The organism is Arthrobacter sp. YAF16, assembly GCF_052113385.1.
Taxonomy (GTDB): Bacteria; Actinomycetota; Actinomycetes; order Actinomycetales; family Micrococcaceae; genus Arthrobacter.
In genome coordinates this window covers 110613-129004 of the sequence record NZ_JBFRDC010000008.1, presented here as the reverse complement: position 1 = coordinate 129004, position 18392 = coordinate 110613, and the positions used below count along the sequence as shown (strand labels likewise).

The window sequence follows — 18392 nt, the reverse complement described above, 5'->3', positions numbered from 1 at the left end:
CAGTTAGTCGAAAAGACTACTTGCCTGCAACTACGTCGAGTTCGATCACAGCGGAAACGTCGTCGTGCAGACGGACGTTGGCCTGGTAGGAACCGGTCGACTTGATGTGAGCCGGCAGTTCAACCTTGCGCTTGTCGATGCGGCCGAGGCCGGCGGCCTCAACAGCGTCCGCCACGTCGCCCTGCTTGACGGTGCCGAACAGGCGTCCGGTCTCGCCAGCCTTGACAACGAGCTTGACCGGCTTGGCCTGCAGTGCTGCGGCCTGCTTCTGAGCGTCTTCCAGGGAAGCGTGCTCGCGAGCGGCGCGGGCAGCCTTGATGGACTCAACCTGCTTCTCGCCGCCCTTGGACCAGGTCAGGGCGAAGTTGCGGGGCAGCAGGAAGTTACGTGCGTAACCGTCCTTGACCTCGACAACGTCGCCAGCAGCACCGAGACCGGTTACTTCGTGGGTCAGAATGAGCTTTGCCATATTAGTTAATCCCTTCCTTAGCCGCGGCCAGCGCCGGAGTAAGGCAGCAGAGCAACTTCGCGGGCGTTCTTGATTGCCTGTGCGATCTTGCGCTGTTCCTGCACCGTGACGCCGGTGACGCGACGGGCGCGGATCTTTCCGCGGTCGGAGATGAACTTGCGCAGCAATGCTACGTCCTTGTAGTCGATGACAGTGATGTCAGCGGCCTTCAAGGGGTTGGACTTTGGTTTGGGCTTACGGAGTTCAGCCTTAGCCATCGTGGAGCTCCTATTCGATGGAGCCCGTGGATATTGATCCACGGGATGGTGGTGATCCGCGGCGGTCATCGCGGGGCTGCCGTGCGGCTGCCTCGCGGGTCACGACGTCGGACCTTAGATGTTGTTTAGAAGGGAGGTTCGGAATCCGGGCCGTTGCCCCAGCCGCCTGCATTGCTGACCCCGGGCGTCGCCCAGGGGTCGTCCTGCGCTGCGGGCTGGTTGCCGCCCCAGGTTCCGCCGGAGTTGCCGCCCTGGTTTCCACCAGAGTTGCCACCGAAACCGCCGCTGTTACCGCCGCTGTTGCCGCCGCCGAAGCCACCCTGACCACCCTGTCCGCCGGAGCGCTGGGTGCGGTTGACCTTGGCGTTGGCGTAGCGCAGGCTGGGGCCGATCTCGTCGACCTCAAGCTCGATAACGGTGCGCTTCTCGCCTTCCTTGGTTTCGTAGGAACGGCTCTTCAGGCGGCCGGAAACGATTACGCGCATGCCCTTGGTGAGGGACTCGGCGACGTTCTCGGCTGCTTCGCGCCATACCGATGCGCGGAGGAACAGGGTTTCCCCGTCCTTCCACTCATTGGACTGGCGGTCGAAAGTGCGGGGCGTAGAAGCGATGGTGAAGTTCGCTACTGCCGAACCTGACGGTGTGAACCTCAGTTCGGGGTCATTGGTGAGATTACCGATGACCGTAATAGTGGTTTCGCCTGCCATCTACGTCCTCCTTGTTCGTTCCTGCGGGGTTAAAGATTGAAGGGTAGAGCTGAATTACTCAGCAACAACCTTCTGCTCTTCGGGGCGGGTGATCTTGGTGCGCATGATGGTCTCATTGAGACTCAGCTGGCGGTCAAGTTCCTTGGCGGTAGCCGGCTCAGCGGTGAAGTTCACCACGGCGTAGATACCTTCGGACTTCTTCTGGATTTCGTAAGCCAGGCGACGACGGCCCCAGATGTCAACCTTTTCGATGGTTCCACCATCGGTCGTGATGACGTTCAGGAACTTCTGAAGCGTTGGCTCAACGGTACGCTCTTCGACCTCGGGGTCGATGATTACCATCAATTCGTAAGGACGCATATGTGAACCCACCTCCTTTGGGCTAAGCGGTTACGGCATTTCCGTAACAGGAGGTTCATTTGCGGTGCTTGCGCGGCGCATCGCCCCCGGAACGGAGGCAGGGCGCAGCACAGACTTCAATAGCTTAGTGCATCCGGGGCAGTTTCCGCGATTTCCTGTCCCGCCACCCTAGACTCCTCGCGCCGTCCGTGGAAGCTCCCCGGCGGCGCTGTGGATAACCGCATGGGCGCTTGTGCCATGATCGGGGAATGAGCACCGGTTCCGCCCCCCGTTCCCTCGCATCCCCCGTCCACCGCAGCCGACTGCGGTTTGCTGTGATGGTGCTGGCAGGACTGCTCGCCGCCACAGCGTCGGGGCTCTCCGGACACTGGGTGGAAGCCCCGGCGATCGCCTGGAGCAGTGCCGCCCTCACCTACGTGCTCTGGGTCTGGATTGTGATCGGTCCGCTGGACGCCGCCGATACACGTGCCCACGCCACCTTGGAGGATCCGTCCCGGAGCGTCACGGATCTGATGATCCTCGCCGCCAACGTCGCCAGCCTGGCGGCTGTGGCCGCCGTCGTCCTCGACTCGCACAGCAACAACGGCGGATCGCGGCTTGGCAGCGGCCTGCTGGCGCTGGCCTCCGTTGCACTGTCGTGGATGCTCGTGCAGACACTCTTCACGGTCCGCTATGCCGGCCTCTACTACAGCACCGAGCTTCGGGCCGGGGCAGCGGTGGGCGGCATCAACTTCAACCAGGCCGAGCCGCCGCAGTACACCGACTTCGCGTACCTCGCCACCAGCCTCGGGATGACCTACCAGGTGTCGGACACTGCCCTGGAAAACCATGCAATCCGGGCCGAGGCGCTCAAACACAGCCTGTTGTCCTACCTGTTCGGCACCGTCATCCTTGCCGCCACCGTCAACCTCGTGATTGGCCTCGCCGGGTCCTAGGCAGCCGGCTGGGAGGCGGTGCGGAAGAACAGTTCCGTGACTGTCGCCAGCCGGTGCGGGTCCTCGACGCCGCACAGCTCGCGTGCCGAGTGCATCGACAGCAACGGGACGCCGACGTCGACCGTCCTGATCCCGAGCCGGGTGGCCGTCAGCGGGCCGATTGTCGAACCGCAGGGCATCACGTTATTGGAGACGAACTCCTGGTACGGGATCCCGGCATCGGTGCACAGCCTGGCCCACAGCGCTGCCCCGGCGGCGTCCGTGGCGTAGCGCTGGTTGGCGTTGATCTTCAACAGCGGTCCGCCGTTCAGGGCCGGGCGGTTGGCCGGGTCGTGGCGTTCGGCATAGTTGGGGTGCACGGCGTGGCCGGCGTCGGCGGAAACACAGAACGACGCCGCGAACGCCTGCCGCCGCTGGCTCGCCGTCGCACCCAGCCCGTCGGAGATGCGGACCAGGATGTCCTCGAGGACCGGGCCGCAGGCACCGGAGCGCGAGGCGGAGCCGATTTCCTCGTGGTCGAAGGCGGCCAGCACGGCGATCGGCCCGTCCACCGGCACCTCACCGGCGGCGTGCGCGATCAGCGCGGTAAGGCCGGCGTGCGTGGCGGAGAGGTTGTCGAGCCGGCCGGAGGCGAACAATTCACCCTTGGCGCCGAACACCGCCGGGGCCTGCGTGTCCGCGATGACGACGTCGTAACCGCCGATCTGCGCGGGATCCACGGTGGCACCGGAAACCCGCTCGGCGAGGAGGCCGAGCAGGTCCTCGCCGGCCGGATCGCCGAGGCCGAAGACCGGATTCATGTGCTGCTGCTTGTCCAGGGCCAGGCCCTCGTTCACGGCCCGGTCCAGGTGGATGGCGAGCTGCGGGAAGCGCAGCAACGGCCCGGTGGCCGTGAGGTGCTGGGTGCCGTCCAGCATCACCAGACGCCCGGCAAGCTGCAGTTCGCGGTCCAGCCAGGAGTTCAGCAGCGGACCGCCGTAGACCTCGACGCCGGCCTGCAGCCAGCCGAACTTGCCGGTGGTGGGCTTGGGCTTGAGTTTGAAGGACGGCGAATCGGTGTGCGCGCCGAGGATGTTGAACCCCGTGGTGGGTCCGGCGCCGGCGGGCACCACCCAGGCGATGAGGGCGCCGTCGCGGATCACGTAGAACTTCCCCGCCGACCCGGCGTCGCCGACCCCCTGCCACTGCTGCAGTTCGTCGAGGCCGGTGAACCCCGCTTCGTCCAGCCGCCGGGCGGCCTCGTGGACGGCGTGGAAGCTCGACGGCGACGCGCTGACATACGCGCCGAGGTCCTGGATGTGGTCTGCAGCAGTGGCGGAGGAAGGCATGGCTCCGAGTCTAGCGCCGCGGGCTTACTTGGACCGGCCGACGCCGGCGGGGGCATCCTCGCTGCGGGTTTCGGCGTCGGCGGGGAGGCCTGCGGGCTGGGGTGCTGCCACCGGGGAGGCGCCGTGCCTGCGGTAGCGCCAGAGACCGATTCCCACGACGACGGCGGCCAGGGCCAGCGAAAGCAGCAGCGATTCACGGGTGGTGTCCAGCACCACCATGCCCACCAGCAGCGCGACGATGCTGACGATCGCGAGCCAGGTCAGGTACGGGAACAGCCACATCTTCAGCTCCAGATCCCGGGCGGCGGTGCCCATCCGGCGGCGGAGGATCAGCTGCGAGACCGAAATGACGAGCCAGACGAACAGCGCGATGGCGCCGGAGGTGTTGACCAGGAACAGGAAGACGGTGTCCGGGGCGATGTAGTTCAGGCCCACGGTGATGAAGCCGACGACGGTCGAGGCCAGCACCGCGGCGGCCGGGACGCCGCGCTTGGAGATGCGCATCCAGGTGCGGGGCGCGTCGCCGCGGCGGGAGAGCGAGAAGAGCATGCGGCTGGCGGTGTAGAGGCCCGAGTTGAGGCAGGACAGCACCGAGGTCAGCACGACGATGTCCATGATGGTGCCGGCGCCGGGGATGCCGAAGAGTTCGATCACGGCGACGTACGGGCTCTTCGCCACGGAGGCGGAGTTCCAGGGCAGCAGGGTCACGACAATGGCGATGGAGCCGATGTAGAACACCAGGATGCGCCAAACGGTCGATTTGACGGCCTTTTTGACGGCGTCGACCGGGTTCTCGGATTCGCCGGCGGCGATGGTCGCGATTTCGGCGCCGAAGAAGGAGAACACGACCACCAGGATGCCGGCCAGCACCGCGCCGGGACCGTTCGGCATGAAGCCGCCCTTGCCGGTCAGGTTGTCCAGGCCGGGAGCGGGGACGCCGGGGACGAGGCCCAGGATAGCGGCGACGCCGAAGAGCAGGAACAGCACAATCGCGGCGACCTTGATGGAGGCGAACCAGAACTCGAACTCGCCGTACGACTTAACCGAACCCAGGTTGGTCAGCGTGAGGAGCACCATCAGGACCAGCGCCCAGATCCACTGGTCGATGCCGGGAACCCAGCGGTGCATGATCGCGGCGCCGGCCGTGGCTTCGATGCCGAGCACGATGATCCAGAACCAGGCATAGAGCCAGCCGATACTGAAGCCCGCCCAGCGGCCCAGCGCCTTGTCCGCGTAGGTGGAAAACGATCCGGTTTCGGGGTTGGCGGCGGCCATTTCGCCGAGCATGCGCATCACCAGGATGACCACGAGCCCTGCCGCCAGGTAGGCCACCAGAATGCCGGGGCCGGCCTGCTGGATGGCGGCGCCGGAGCCGACGAAGAGGCCGGCACCGATGACGCCGGCGATGGCGATCATGGACAGATGCCGGGGTTTCAGGGATTTGGAGAGTTGCTGGTCAGCCTGCATGAAGCGCCGTCCTTCGTGGGTGGTGTCGGCCCGCGCCCCAGTGCCGGCGATGCCAGGCAAGGATGTGCGGCGGACCACAATGTCGTTTCACCCTAGACCGCCGCGGAGAGGCTTAGTTCTGTGCAGTCACACAGATTACGCCCCCCAAAATGGGACGGATCTCCAGCCATAGAGCCTCCCAGGCAAAGGATGTTGCCTGGGAGGCAATTCTGAAATGTGCCTGAAACCACTGCTTCGGACTAGATGTCCCGCTTCTTGAGCAGGATGCCGGCCAGCACGATCGGAATGACCACCCACGCGCCAAGGACCAGGGCGGCCTGCCAGCTTTCCAGCGTGTCCGGGACGTGTTCGGCGGCGGTCAACGGTGCCAGCGTGTTCGACGGGATGAATTTGCGCAGTTCCGTGACGAAGTCGCCCTGGATAATTTGCAGCGCGATCGGCAGCACGAAGAAGATTCCCACGAGCGTCATGATGCCGCCGGCGGAGTTCCGGATCAGGGCGCCGAGGGCCATCCCGATCGCAGCGACGGCGGCAACGTAGGCGCTGTTGACCAGCAGCGTCCGGAAGTAGTGCCCGCTGGAGACGTCCAGGGTGTGGCCGTACTGGTCCAGGATCGGCACCGCCACCAGGCCGGCGAGGTAGAGCGAAAGTGCCGTGACCAGGAACGCGGAGACCACAACAACAAGGAGCTTGGCGGTCAAGGCCGGAATCCGCTTCGGGACGGCGGTGAACGTGGACCGCGCCATTCCCGTGGTGAACTCTGAACTGATTATCAGGACGGCCAGTGAGCCAAGGATCAGCTGCGCGAAGGAGATGCCGGCGCTGGGCGCCGACGCGGCGATGTCGCCCTGCGCGGCCAGCGCGGCGGAGCGCTGCGGATCGGAGTTGGAGGCCTGCAGCGCCTGGCCGATGCCCCAGGCGGCAAGGGCTCCCACCCCGATGATGACGGCGATGGTGGCGCCGAGCAGGATCAGGGTGGACAGCAGCGTGCGGAACTTGATGACTTCGGAGTTCAGGACGCGCAGGAAGCTGGGTCCCGGGCCGGTGCTGAGGCTGTCGCCGGTCCGGTCGCCTGCCTGGTTGTTTGCAGCGCCGGAGCGCGGCCCGCGGCTCGAGGGATTGGGTTCAAGGGTGGTCGAGCTCATGGCTTAGTTGCCTCCGGCCTGGGCGGGGGCGTGGCCGCCCGTGGTGATCAGTGAGTGGTATTCGACCTCATCCTTGGTCAGTTCCATATAGGCCTCCTCGAGGCTGGCCCGGAGCGGGGTGAGTTCGTAGATCATGACGTGGTTGTCGAGGGCGGTGCGGGCGATCTGCCGGGGCTCCAGCCCGGTGACCTCGAGGAGTTCGTTGTCCTGCACCTGCACGGTGACGCCGGTGCCTGCCAGCAGGCGCATCAGCTGGTCCGGCTGGTCGGTGCGGACGCGGGTGCGCCCCTGGCCCCTGCCGGTGATGATCTCCTGGATCGGCGCGTCGGCGATGATCCGGCCGCGTCCGATCACGATCAAATGGTCCGCGGTGACCGCCATTTCGCTCATCAGGTGGCTGGACAGGAACACGGTGCGGCCCTCGGAGGCGAGGTATTTGACCAGGTTGCGGACCCAGACGACGCCTTCCGGGTCCAGTCCGTTGACCGGCTCGTCCAGGATGATCGTCTGCGGGTCGCCGAGCAGGGCGGCGGCGATGCCGAGGCGCTGGCCCATGCCGAGGGAAAAGCCGCCCACCTTCTTCCTGGCGACCTCGGCCAGACCCGTCATTTCAATGACGTCGTGCACGCGTTTTTTCGGGATGCTGTGCGTGGCGGCCATGGCCCGCAGGTGGTTGTAGGCCGAGCGGCCGGTGTGGACGGCTTTGGCGTCCAGCAGGGCACCGACGTCCCGCAGCGGCGCGTGGTGCCGGTTGAACGGCACCCCGTTGACCGTGACGGAGCCCGACGTCGGCCGGTCCAGTCCCATGATCATGCGCATCGTGGTGGACTTGCCCGCTCCGTTGGGTCCTAGGAAGCCGGTAACCCGGCCCGCCTCGACGGTGAAATTGACTCCGGCGACGGCGGTTTTTTCGCCGTATACCTTGGTCAGGCCTCGTGCTTCGATCATGGAAGCGTTCCTTTGCGTCGCGTGTGGTTGTGTACCCACCACGCTACCGACGCCGCCGCGCGAATGCGCCGCTTTAAGGGTTGATTCAGGGCTGAATCAGGGTAATCCGGACAATGGCGGCATGGCCGCCGCTCAGCCCTCCGGCTGCGGGGAGTAGTATACCAGCCCGCCGTGCTTGACCGAGAACTCGACGGCGCGGACGCCCGGCATGACTTCGCCGTCCACCGCCAGCACCATGGTCGTGTCGCCCGGTTCCACCCGGATCCGGCTGGCTTCGCGCAGGTGGGTGATCCGGGAGGTCGCCACGGTTCCGGTCAGCACCGACCAGAGCAGGCGCAGCCGGGCAAAGGATTCGTCCGCCGTGATCATGCGCAGGTCCAGCACGCCGTCGTCCAGCACCGGCCGGACCAGCGGGGCATGGTCGCGGGGGTAGTAGCGCCCGCGGCCGACGTAAAGGATCCAGAGCTTGTGGCGCACCCCGTCCACGACCAGGGTGCTCGGGGTGCCCGCGGCGAAGGTCCGGAACATGGCGACGACGCCGGCCAGCGGCTTTCCCAGCGCGGGCTGGAGCTGCTCGCGCCGGCGCACCAGGTTGGGGTACAGGCCGATGCTGGCAGTGTTCAGCATCGACAGCTCCAGCTTCTCCGGACTGTCCGGCAGCCCCCGTTCTACCGACACGTGGCCGATGTCCGCTCGCGCCGCCTCCCCTTTGGCGGCGGCCTCAACGGCGGCCTTCAGGGTGCCGGTGCCCGCGTCGCGGGCGAAGTGGTTGAGCGTTCCGCCCGGCAGCACCAGCAGCGGCAAGGAATGCTCGACGGCGGCCGCCGCGGCGGTGCCCACCGTCCCGTCTCCGCCCCAGACTCCGAGGGCAACGACGCCGGGACGGGTGGCCACCGCCTCGATTCCGGCCGCCACATCCTCGTCGGGGGCAATTTCCTTTATATACGCCTTAGGGAATACTTTCTGCAGGGCCTCGGCCGTCTCATCGGCGTATGAGCCGCCGAGCGTGTTGACCGCGATGCCCAGCCCCTCGCCGTCGGGCAGTGCGGCAGCTCCGACGGGGGTGCGCCGAACCGCGGGGAACGGGGGACGGACCGGCCACCACTTCCTCGTCACGAGGGCCGCACCCGCCCCGATCGCGGAGCCGAAGAAGACGTCCGAGGGCCAGTGCGCCCCCGTGTGCACCCTGGAGTAGGCGACGCCGGCGGCGACGGGTGCCAGCGCGGTGCCGAGCGCCGGCCGGACCAGCCCCACGCCGAGGGCGAACGCGGCGGCCGACGCGGAGTGCCCGGAAGGCATGGAGGAACTGCTCGGTTGCGGATGAACGAAGCGGAAGACCGGAAGGTGCTCTGGCAGCGGGCGGGCCCGGGGCAGCAGGGTCTTGAAGACAAGGTTGGTAACCGCGGAGGCCACACCCTGCGCCAGCACGCCGTGCAGGGCAGCACGCCGGGTCTTGCCGGGGAAGAGCGCCATCACCGCGGCAATCCCGAACCAGAGCTTGCCCTTATTGGCGGCCGCGGAGAGCCGCCGGAAGAAGTCGTCGTGGCCGCCGCCGGGAACCCGTGAGAGGGACTGGACCAGTCGACGGTCCAGCTTCTCCAGTCGGTGCGGCGTTTTCCCCAGTATGCTTCGCATTTCCCCACCTTACTGCGGGCCCCCTGGATGAGGCGCTGACCCGGGTGCTGGGTCCCGGGCCGCTGCTCAGCTGGCGCGCAAGGGCCTCGCGGCGCCGGCGAGCAGCAGAGCAACCAGAATCGGCGCCCCGATAGCCAGCAACGCCAGCCGGATCCCCGTCAGGTCGCCGAGGTAGCCCAGCAGCGGGGGCCCGGCAAGGAACGCGATGTAGCCGAGGGTGGACACGACCGATACCCGGGCCGCGGCGTGCCGGGGGTCGTCGGCCGCGGCGGACATGCCCATCGGAAAGGCGAGGGCCGCTCCCACGCCCCAGAGTGCCGCGCCGGCCGTCGCGAGCCAGATATTGCCGGCGAAGACGAAGAATGCCAGCCCGGCCGCGGCGGCTGCCATGCTGGCCCGCAGCACCGCGACCCGTCCGTAGACGTCGATCGCCCGGCCGCCAAAGAAACGCATGGCCGTCATCGCCAGCACGAAGACGGCGAACAGCAGGGCTCCGGTGGACTGCTCGGCACCCAGGCCGTCCACGGAGGCCTTGGCGATCCAGTCGTTGCCCGCGCCCTCGGTCAGGGTGGCGCCGAGGACGACGACGCCGATCAGCAGGGTGCGGCCGTCCCGCCAGGCGGAAGCGGCCCGCGGCGGCCTGGCCTCGCCGGCAGCAGGTGCCTGCTCCGGTGTGTGCGGCAGGAAGTACCGCGGCGCGATCAGGGTCGCGGCGGCCACCACGGCGGTGATGGCGAGCAGGTGTTCCGGCAGGCCGACGCCGAGCGTCGCCAGACCGGCGCCGACCAGCGCGCCCACGAACGCGCCGCCGCTGAACGCGGCGTGGAACTGCGGCATGATGGTCCGGCCCAGCCGGTGTTCGACGTCGGCCCCTTCGATGTTCTGGGACACGTCCCAGAGTCCGATGCCGATGCCGAGGAAGAAGAGCGAGATGGCCGTACCGGGGACGGCTGCGGCGCCAAGCGAGAGCGCCACCCCTGCGCCCGCCACGGCGGCCAGCAGACCGCCTGCGCGCACGGTGTTGGCGGTTCCGAGCCGGCCTACCACGAGCCCGGCGGTCGGCAGCGCGATCAGCGAGCCGACCGCGACGCACAGCAGCAGGCTTCCCATCTGTCCGGAGGAGATGTGCAGGATCTCGGTCACCGCGGGGATGCGGGCGGCCCAGCTGGCGAATACGAGGCCGTTGATCCCGAAGATCAGGAAGGTCGCTGCGGCCGCCGCCTTCAATTGCGGGGCGGTTGAGGTCCTGGTCATACGATCACTGCTTCCACTGAGTGTTGGGCAAGGAGGGTGAGTTCGTCGGAGCTGAGAGCCTTGTCGGTGACGACGGCGTCCACAGCGTCCAGCGGCGCCACCAGGGCCATGCCACTGGCGTTCCATTTGGATCCGGAGCAGGCAACGATCACTCTGGCTGCCGATTCCAGCCCTGCGCGCTTCACCGCGGCGTCGTCGAGATCATGGGCCAGCAGTCCATCCCGGAGATCCAGCGAACAGGGGGTGACCACGGCTGTGTCGAAGCGCAGTGAGCGGATATTTGCCTCCGTCAGGGGTCCGCGGAAGGACAATTCGCCCGGAACAAGGCTCCCGCCGGGCAACAGGAGCTCAGGGCGGCGCCCGGCCGGGACCTGGTCTGCGGCCAGCTCACCGACGGCCCTCAGCGACATTGGCATGATCGTCATGTCGCGCTGCTGGAGCTGTCGGGCGATCTGCGTGGCCGTCGTGCCGCTGTCGAGCCAGATACGGCCACGGTCCTTGAGCATCGCCGCAACCGCGGCGGCAATCCGCACCTTGGCTGCGTGCTCCTCCAGCTCGCGCTGCCCGTACCCGGGGTTCTCGCCCTGCAGCAGCAGACTGACTGCCCCGCCGTGGACCCGGCGCAGGACGCCGTGACCGGCCAGACCGTCCAGATCGCGCCGGATCGTCGCGCCGGAGGCTGCGCAGGCGGCCATTAGCTCATCCACGCTCACGCGTTCCCGGTGGCGAAGGAGCTCGCCGATATAGCGATGCCGCTCATCCGTGTTCATGAGCAAATAATACCAGTCGGTGATCATTTGATCATCAAATGATCACTTCATCGGCTGGCTCTACCTCAGCGGACGCGCTCGACGCGTTTTTCGTCCCACACCGGCTCGGCCGATTCGTAGACCTTGCCGTCCGAGCCGAAAACCAGGAAGCGGTCGAAGGTGCGGGCGAACCAGCGGTCGTGCGTGACGGCCAGGACCGTGCCCTCGAAGTGGTCGATGGCGCGTTCCAGTGCCTCGGCCGAGTGCAGGTCCAGGTTGTCCGTGGGCTCGTCGAGGAGCAGCAGGGTGGCGCCGGAGAGCTGCAGCAGCAGGATCTGGAACCGGGCCTGCTGGCCGCCGGACAGGGATTCGTACTTCTGCTCCGACTGCGACGCCAGGCCGTAGCCGTCCAGCGCCCCGGCCGCCGCCTCGCGTCCCAGCCCGGAGCGGTGTTCGTCGCCGCGGTGCAGGATCTCCAGCAGGGTCTTGCCGAGCAGGTCGGGCCGGACGTGGGTCTGGGCGAAGAAACCGGGCCGGATCCGGGCGCCGAGTTTCACGGCGCCCTCGTGCGGGACCTCGGCGATCTCCACATCGGAGACGGGCAGGTGCTCGCGTTCCGGGTCGGTGCCGCCGGTCGCGAGCAGTCGCAGGAAGTGGCTCTTACCGGAACCGTTGGAGCCGAGCACCCCGACCCGGTCGCCGAACCAGACCTCGGTGGAGAAGGGCTTCATCAGCCCGGTGAGCTCCAGCTTCTCGGCCACGATGGCGCGCTTGGCCGTGCGGCCGCCCTTGAGCCGCATCTGCACGTTCTGCTCGATCGGCAGCGCCTCGGGCGGGCCGGCCTCGAGGAACTTCGCCAGCCGGGTCTGCGCGGCGTGGTACCGGTTGGCCATGTCGGAGCGGAACGCGGCCTTGTTCTTGTACATGTTGACGAGTTCCTTGAGCTTCACGTGCTCCTCGTCCCAGCGTTTGCGCAGCTCCTCGAAGCGGGCGTTGCGGTCAGCGCGGGCGTCGACGTAGGAGCCGAAGCCGCCGCCGTGGATCCAGGCGCCGGCGCCGTTGATGCCGGGCTCCAGGGTCACGATGCGGCCCGCGGCGTTGTTCAGCAGCTCGCGGTCGTGGCTGATAAAGAAGACGGTCTTCTTGGAATCGTTGAGCTTAGCTTCCAGCCAGCGCTTGCCCGGGACGTCAAGGTAGTTGTCCGGCTCGTCGAGCAGGAGCAGCTCGTCGGGTCCGGCAAACAACGCCTCCAGGACCAGCCGCTTCTGTTCGCCGCCGGACAGGCTCGACGCCGGCCGGTGCTGCGCGCGGTCGAAGGGCAGGCCGAGGGCGGCCATGCAAACCTCGTCCCAGACGGTCTCGACGTCGTAACCGCCGGCGTCGCCCCAGTCCACGATCGCCTGCGCGTATTTCATCTGGGTGGGCTCGTCGTCGTGCTCGATCATCGCCAGTTCCGCCTCGTCGACGGCGCGCGCGGCGGCCGCGAGTGCGGGCGGGGCGGCGGAGACCAGCAGGTCGCGGACCGTGGAGTCGTCCCGCACCTGGCCGACGAACTGGCGCATGATGCCCATGTTTCCGGAGCGGCCGATCACGCCTTCGTCCGGAACGAGGTCGCCGGAAATGATCCGGAACAGCGTCGTCTTGCCAGTTCCGTTCGGCCCGATCAACGCCGTCTTGGTGCCGTCGGGGACCTTGAACGTCACCCCGTTGAGCAGCTGGGTGCCGTCGGAGAGGAAGTAGTCGATGCCGGAAACGTCAATATGAGCCACACAGCAATCTTCCCACGGCCCTTTCGGACCGTCCGCCGTTAGCCGGCGGCGGAAGTCAGGAATTCCCTGAGCAGCGGCCCGGAGGTAGTGGCGCCGAGGCCGCCGTCTTCCACGAACACGGCGACCGCGAGGTCCCCGTGCACGGCGACGATCCAGGCGTGGGTCTTCGGCGGGTTGTCCTTGCCGAATTCGGCGGTCCCGGTCTTGGCACCGACGGGGGCACCGGGCACCGAGGCGAGGAAGCCGGCGTGGCCCGAGGTCACCACGGCGCGCATCATGTCCGCCAGGGACGCCGCTTCCGCGGCGGTCACCGGTTTGCCGGACGACTTTGCGGGTGCCGGGGCGGACGACGACGGCGCCGCCGTCGGTCCCTCAGAGGGTGCCGGACTTCCCGCGGCCGCCGCGTTCGGGTTGAGCACGAGCTGCGGCGACACCGGCGCGCCCTTGGCGACGGACCCGGCCATGACGGCGGCCGCCAGCGGGGAGAGCAGTACCTTGCCCTGCCCGATCATGGAGGCGGCGTGTTCGGTGCCTTCAGCCTCGCCCGGGACCGATCCCAGGAAGGCCGCAGCGCCCAGCGATGGCGCCTCCACGGCGACACCGAGGGAGGTGGCCGCAGACTCGAGCTGGGCCTGGCTGACCTTGCCCCGGGCGTTGATGAAGGCGGTGTTGCAGGAATACGCGAAGGCGTCGCGCAGGGTTACCGACCCCAGCGAGGAGGCGGGGTAGCCCTCGGCGTTCTTGAAGGTCCGGCCGTCTACGGTGAGGGTGGGCGGGCAGTCCACTTTGGAGTCCGGGGTCATCCCGTTGCGGAACATCGCGAGCGAGTCCACGATTTTGAAGATGGATCCGGGGGCGTACTGGCCGAGCAGGGCGGTGTCGTAGCCGTTGCTGCCGGGGCCGGAGGCGGCGGCCAGGACCGCGCCGCTGGAGGGACGGAGGGCGACGACGGCGGACGCCGGACCGACGTCGGCCAGCACGTCCTCGGCCAGTTGCTGCAGCCGCGGGTCCAGGGTGGTCTTGAGCGGGGTTCCGGGCTTCATCGGTTCCTGGAACAGGACGCGGCGGCCGTTGTTGAGAAGTTCCTGCCGTTGTTCCGCGGTCAGGCCCTCGGTCTGGGCGAAGACCTGGATGCCGCTGGTACCGCGCAGTTGGGCGTCGTACTGCTGCTGGAGGCCGCCGGTGCCGGTGGTGTCTCCGGCCCGGAGTGCACCGCCGGACTTTTCGATCTGCTCGGCGCTGGCCTCACCCACGGTGCCCAGCACGGCGCGGGCGAAGCCGCGCGTGGGGGCGAGTGGCAACGAGTCCTGGATGGCCCGGGCGCCGGGAATCGCGGCGATTTGTTCATCCGTGATGGTCCGGCCGGCCTGGCGCAGCGTGATCGCCGCGACGAAGGCCGACGGTCCGGAGTCCGTGACCTGTTTGGTGTAGGCGGCGGGGTCCACGCCCACCAGCCGCGCCAGTTTGCCCGCGGGGCCGGCCGGATCCGCGGCTTCCAGTTGCGCCTTGTCGATGCCGACGTGGACCACCGGCCGGTAGGTGACCAGCTTTGCGCCGCCGGCGCCGAGGATATCGGCCCGCTGCGGGGAATCGCTGGAGGAACCGAGGACTTCAGTGTCCGCGAGGCCCGGCACCAGCAGCTCCGGGCTCCACACGGTCTGCCATTTGCCGTCCGCCTTCTTCAGCTGTGCGGACACGGTGTACTTCCACTCGCCTGCGCCGACCTTCCAGCTGTAGTCCAACGGGATTGTGGCGGTGTCCTTCTCCAGCACCAGGTCCCCGGCGGTAACGGTGGGTTTTGCCGGGTCAAGCGCCTTGAAGACCGCCTTGAGCCGGTCGTTCGCCTGGCCGGAATCCTTGCCGTCGAAGGCCACGGAACCGACGTCGAGCGCCGCGACTGCCGAGGCCAGTTGCTTCGCCGCATCCTGGGCGCCGGAGCGGCCGTCGTCGCACGCCACGAGCGAGGCGCCAAGGACCAGACCGACAAGAGCGAGCGAGAGCTTCTGAATTTTCCCCATGGCGCCATTATGCCCCGCGGCACGGACAGCTCCGTGTCACAGGGACCAGGCCCGCAGGGCAGGCCGCCCGCCTGTGGCTAGCCCCGGCGGATGATCCGCCGCTGCGCGGCCACAGCGATGGCGGCCGTTCGGTTGTCCACGCCCAGTTTCCCGTAGATGTGCACCAGGTGCGTCTTCACCGTCGCCTCGGAAATGAACAACTGCCTGGCGATGGCCCGGTTCCCCAGGCCGGTAGCCAGCAGCTCGAGCAGCTGGATCTCCCGGGCGGAAAGGGCCGGCTCGGGCTTCCGGATCCGCCCCAGCAGCCGCGCGGCAACTTCCGGCGCCAGCGCTGTCTGACCCGCAGCGGCAGCCAAGACCGCCTGGCGGATCTGGTCCGGCGGCGCGTCCTTGAGCATGTACCCGCTCGCGCCCGCCTCCACGGCAGCAAGGATGTCCGCGTCGGAATCAAAGGTGGTGAGGATCAGCACGGGCGGCCCTGGCGTCCCGGCCTCGCCGGCCTTGATCCTGCCCGTCGCGGTGACCCCGTCCATGCCGGCGCCCATCTGCAGGTCCATGAGTACGACGTCGACCGGCTCGCCCAGGGTGCGCAGGCGCGCCAGCGCAGCCAGGGCGGCGGCTCCGTCCGCCGCTTCCGCGGCGACGGTGATGCCCTCGAAGTCCGTGAGCATGGCCCGCAGGCCGGCGCGGACGACGGGGTGGTCGTCGACGAGGAGAACGCGGATTTGGTTCACGGTTCTTCCTTCCCGAGCGGCAGCCGGATGGCCACTACCGTGCCGTCCCCGGGCGCGGATTCGAGGTCGATGGTCCCGGCCAGCGCTGCAACCCGGTCCCGCAACGATTTCAGCCCGTAGCCGGATCCGTCGGCCCGGTCCGGCACCGCAGAGGGGTCAAAGCCGTCGCCGTCGTCGAATATGTCCATGGCCACTTCGGTGCCCAAAAAGGACAGGGTTACGACGGCGGTGCGGGCGTCTGCGTGGGCCCACACGTTGGCGAGGCTGGCCTGCGCGGCGCGAAGCAGGGTGGTCCGGTACGGGTTGGGAAGTTCCGCCGGGGTTCCGTCGATTTCCAGGCGGCAGCGCAGGGCCTTGCCCCGGGCGGCCGCCTCTGTTTCGGTCTGTTCGCACAGCCGGCGCAGGCTGTCCACGAGCGGGTTTTGTTCAAGCTCGGGGGGCTGCAGGCCGCGGACAAAGTTGCGGGCCTCGGCCAGGTTGGCGGCCGCGGTTTCCTGGACGGTCCGGAGCCGGTTCCGGGCCGTCCCGGTGTCTCCGGCTTCCAGCGCCTGCTCGGCCGAGCGTCCCATCAGGATGATGCTGGAGAAGCCCTGGGCCAGGGTGTCGTGGATTTCGCGGGCCAGGCGGCTCCGTTCCGCCAGGGTTCCGGCGTCGTGCTGGCTGCGGGCAAGCTCCGCGCGGGTGCGGCGCAGTTCCTCAGCCGCGAGACGCTGATTTTCTGCCTCCGAGTACAGGGCACGGTAGGCCAGGCCGGTGACGACGGCGAATGCTGCTCCGAAACCCGGTCCGAGCAGCATCGGCAGCTGCAGGGCGTTCCCCGGACCGCCGTTGTGGAACCAAAGCGCCGTGACCACCAGCAGCGTGCTGGCGGCGATTGCGGCCAGAGCCGGACCCCTGGGCAGCAGGTGCAGCTGAAGGAAGAACAGCGGGAAGGCGAGCCAGACGAAGTCTGCGCTGCCCCAGACCAGCAGCAGCCAGAGCAGGCAGACAGCAGCCAGCCACCAGGTGGAATAGGGCCGCGGATCGAAGCGTCCCGGCCGGACCGAGTGGCGTTTCTCCAGCGCCGTGCCCGCAAGGTAAACACCGGCAAGGCACAGGACCAGGCCCAGGCTGAGCCAGCCGGCGCCGTGGATCCCGGCCGCGAGCAGCCTGACCAGCGCCACGAGCAGCAGCACGGCGAATCCCACGTGCAGGCTGACGCGCAGGACCCGCAGGATGACGGCCGCGTCCGTGGGGTTCCCCTCCGCCCCGCTGCTTCTGCCGTCCATGCTTTCAGCCTAGCGCCGGGCGGCCTCCCGTTCTCCGAAAACGGGCCGGAACCGGGGCCCGGCGGGCCAGGATCAACCTTTTGGTTGACTGCCGGACCAACCCGACGGCCGCGGCGGACCATCCCCAGGCCTGATGGCACGGCCGCCCCGCGCCGGGAGAGTGGAAGGGAGGCCAACAACCACCAGAAAAAGGACACCCATGTTTCTCGCCATCCGCGACATCCGCTTCGCCAAGGGCCGCTTCGCCCTGATGGGCGGCGTCGTCGCCCTCATCACCCTGCTGCTGGTGATGCTCTCCGGACTGACCGCCGGGCTCGGCAACCAGTCGACCTCCGCCATCGCGGGGCTGCCCGCGGACCAGCTTGTCTTCGGCGCACCCGCCGGCAGCAGCCCCGAGGCCTCCTTCACCGAATCCGAGGTCACCGGCGCCCAAGTTGCCGGCTGGTCCGACCGCGACGGCGTCAGCAAGGCCGAGCCCCTGGGCATCAGCCAGGGCCGGCTGCAGGTCCTCGGTGCCGGGGGAGTCCCGGCCGGGACGGCTAATGTGGCCGTCTTCGGCACCGGCGCCGGCAGCAGCCTCTCCCCGGCCCCGGCGGCCGAGGGCACCGTGGCCGTCGGGGCCGCTCTGGCCAAGGAGCTCGGCCTCACCGTCGGCAGCCGGGTCGCGGTGGGCGGCACCGAACTGTGGGTATCGGCCGTGGTGTCGGAGCAGTGGTACTCGCACACCGGCGTCGTCTGGACCACGCTGGCGGACTGGCGGAAGCTGGCCCACCTTGCCGGGAAAGAAGCCCTCGGCACCGTGATCGCGGTCAGCTTCGACGACGGCGCCGACGTCGATGTCGCCGCAGCCAACCAGGCCGCCGGAACAGTCAGCGCCACCCGGGAGGGCTCCTTCCAGGCGCTTGGCTCCTACCGCAGCGAGAACGGTTCGCTCATGCTCATGCAGGCATTCCTCTACGGCATCTCCGCGCTGGTGATCGTGGCCTTCCTGACCGTGTGGACTGTGCAACGCACGCGGGACATCGCTGTGCTCAAGGCCCTGGGCGGTTCCTCGAACTATGTGCTGAAGGACGCCATGGTGCAGGCCGCGGTCGTCCTCGTGGCCGGGGCAGCCGCCGGAGGCACGGCGGGTGCACTCGGCGGCCTGCTCGCCGCGCGGGCCGCCCCGTTCCTCACCACAGCGCAAACCACCTTGCTGCCGATCGCCGGGATCGTCGTCCTGGGCCTCGCGGGCGCCGCGCTGGCGGTGCGGGGCATCACCCGCATCGACCCGCTGCTGGCGCTCGGCGGCAACTGAAAACCCCGGCGCACACCGCCCTTCCCCGGGCACACGAACATTCCTTGAAAGG

The 18392-nt window shown here is 68.3% G+C and carries 17 protein-coding genes; 2 read left to right on the top strand and 15 right to left on the bottom strand.

Annotated elements, in window-relative coordinates:
- Positions 1-16: 16 nt before the first annotated feature.
- From rplI to rpsF, 4 genes are all read right to left on the bottom strand, one after another.
- Positions 17-469 (bottom strand): 50S ribosomal protein L9, encoded by a 453-nt coding sequence (gene rplI, locus AB4Y91_RS14685; protein ID WP_441419164.1) that lies wholly within the window; start codon positions 467-469, stop codon positions 17-19.
- A 17-nt stretch (positions 470-486) separates the two neighbouring features.
- Positions 487-726 carry a 30S ribosomal protein S18 gene (rpsR, locus tag AB4Y91_RS14680; protein ID WP_003800144.1) on the bottom strand — a complete coding sequence of 80 codons (240 nt, stop codon included), beginning with the start codon at positions 724-726 and terminating at the stop codon, positions 487-489.
- A 125-nt stretch (positions 727-851) separates the two neighbouring features.
- Positions 852-1433 (bottom strand): single-stranded DNA-binding protein, encoded by a 582-nt coding sequence (locus AB4Y91_RS14675; RefSeq protein WP_441419163.1) that lies wholly within the window; start codon positions 1431-1433, stop codon positions 852-854.
- Positions 1434-1487: 54 nt separating this feature from the next.
- Positions 1488-1793 carry a 30S ribosomal protein S6 gene (rpsF, locus tag AB4Y91_RS14670; protein WP_056428835.1) on the bottom strand — a complete coding sequence of 102 codons (306 nt, stop codon included), beginning with the start codon at positions 1791-1793 and terminating at the stop codon, positions 1488-1490.
- 248 nt (positions 1794-2041) lie between these two features.
- Here rpsF and AB4Y91_RS14665 point away from each other — a divergent pair, with 248 nt between their 5' ends.
- Positions 2042-2728 (top strand): DUF1345 domain-containing protein, encoded by a 687-nt coding sequence (locus AB4Y91_RS14665; RefSeq protein ID WP_441419162.1) that lies wholly within the window; start codon positions 2042-2044, stop codon positions 2726-2728.
- Here the strand turns inward: AB4Y91_RS14665 and AB4Y91_RS14660 are convergent.
- From AB4Y91_RS14660 to AB4Y91_RS14610, 11 genes are all read right to left on the bottom strand, one after another.
- Positions 2725-4056 carry a M18 family aminopeptidase gene (locus AB4Y91_RS14660; protein WP_441419161.1) on the bottom strand — a complete coding sequence of 444 codons (1332 nt, stop codon included), beginning with the start codon at positions 4054-4056 and terminating at the stop codon, positions 2725-2727. The two genes, AB4Y91_RS14665 and AB4Y91_RS14660, sit on opposite strands and share 4 nt — an antisense overlap.
- Positions 4057-4080: 24 nt before the next feature.
- On the bottom strand, positions 4081-5523 hold the full coding sequence (locus AB4Y91_RS14655) for an amino acid permease (protein WP_441419160.1): 1443 nt from the start codon (positions 5521-5523) through the stop codon (positions 4081-4083).
- A gap of 239 nt (positions 5524-5762) precedes the next feature.
- Entirely contained in the window at positions 5763-6668 is a 906-nt protein-coding gene (locus tag AB4Y91_RS14650) for an ABC transporter permease subunit (RefSeq protein ID WP_441419159.1), read from the bottom strand.
- A gap of 3 nt (positions 6669-6671) precedes the next feature.
- Complete coding sequence (locus tag AB4Y91_RS14645; RefSeq protein ID WP_441419158.1) at positions 6672-7616, bottom strand: ABC transporter ATP-binding protein; 945 nt, start codon at positions 7614-7616, stop codon at positions 6672-6674.
- Positions 7617-7748: 132 nt separating this feature from the next.
- Positions 7749-9251 (bottom strand): bifunctional phosphatase PAP2/diacylglycerol kinase family protein, encoded by a 1503-nt coding sequence (locus tag AB4Y91_RS14640; protein WP_441419157.1) that lies wholly within the window; start codon positions 9249-9251, stop codon positions 7749-7751.
- A gap of 66 nt (positions 9252-9317) precedes the next feature.
- Complete coding sequence (locus AB4Y91_RS14635) at positions 9318-10505, bottom strand: MFS transporter (RefSeq protein WP_441419156.1); 1188 nt, start codon at positions 10503-10505, stop codon at positions 9318-9320.
- A complete protein-coding gene (locus AB4Y91_RS14630; RefSeq protein ID WP_441419182.1) occupies positions 10502-11275 on the bottom strand; it encodes a DeoR/GlpR family DNA-binding transcription regulator in 774 nt (257 codons plus the stop codon). The genes AB4Y91_RS14635 and AB4Y91_RS14630 overlap by 4 nt, the downstream gene beginning before the upstream one ends.
- A gap of 65 nt (positions 11276-11340) precedes the next feature.
- Positions 11341-13023 carry an ABC-F family ATP-binding cassette domain-containing protein gene (locus tag AB4Y91_RS14625; protein WP_441419155.1) on the bottom strand — a complete coding sequence of 561 codons (1683 nt, stop codon included), beginning with the start codon at positions 13021-13023 and terminating at the stop codon, positions 11341-11343.
- Positions 13024-13061: 38 nt separating this feature from the next.
- Entirely contained in the window at positions 13062-15041 is a 1980-nt protein-coding gene (locus AB4Y91_RS14620) for a penicillin-binding transpeptidase domain-containing protein (protein ID WP_441419154.1), read from the bottom strand.
- A gap of 77 nt (positions 15042-15118) precedes the next feature.
- On the bottom strand, positions 15119-15775 hold the full coding sequence (locus AB4Y91_RS14615) for a response regulator transcription factor (RefSeq protein WP_441419153.1): 657 nt from the start codon (positions 15773-15775) through the stop codon (positions 15119-15121).
- Positions 15772-17043: a sensor histidine kinase gene (locus AB4Y91_RS14610; protein WP_441419152.1), complete on the bottom strand. Its 1272-nt coding sequence runs from the start codon at positions 17041-17043 to the stop codon at positions 15772-15774. The genes AB4Y91_RS14615 and AB4Y91_RS14610 overlap by 4 nt, the downstream gene beginning before the upstream one ends.
- Positions 17044-17242: 199 nt before the next feature.
- Here AB4Y91_RS14610 and AB4Y91_RS14605 point away from each other — a divergent pair, with 199 nt between their 5' ends.
- Positions 17243-18340 carry an ABC transporter permease gene (locus AB4Y91_RS14605; RefSeq protein ID WP_441419151.1) on the top strand — a complete coding sequence of 366 codons (1098 nt, stop codon included), beginning with the start codon at positions 17243-17245 and terminating at the stop codon, positions 18338-18340.
- Positions 18341-18392 lie beyond the last annotated feature (52 nt).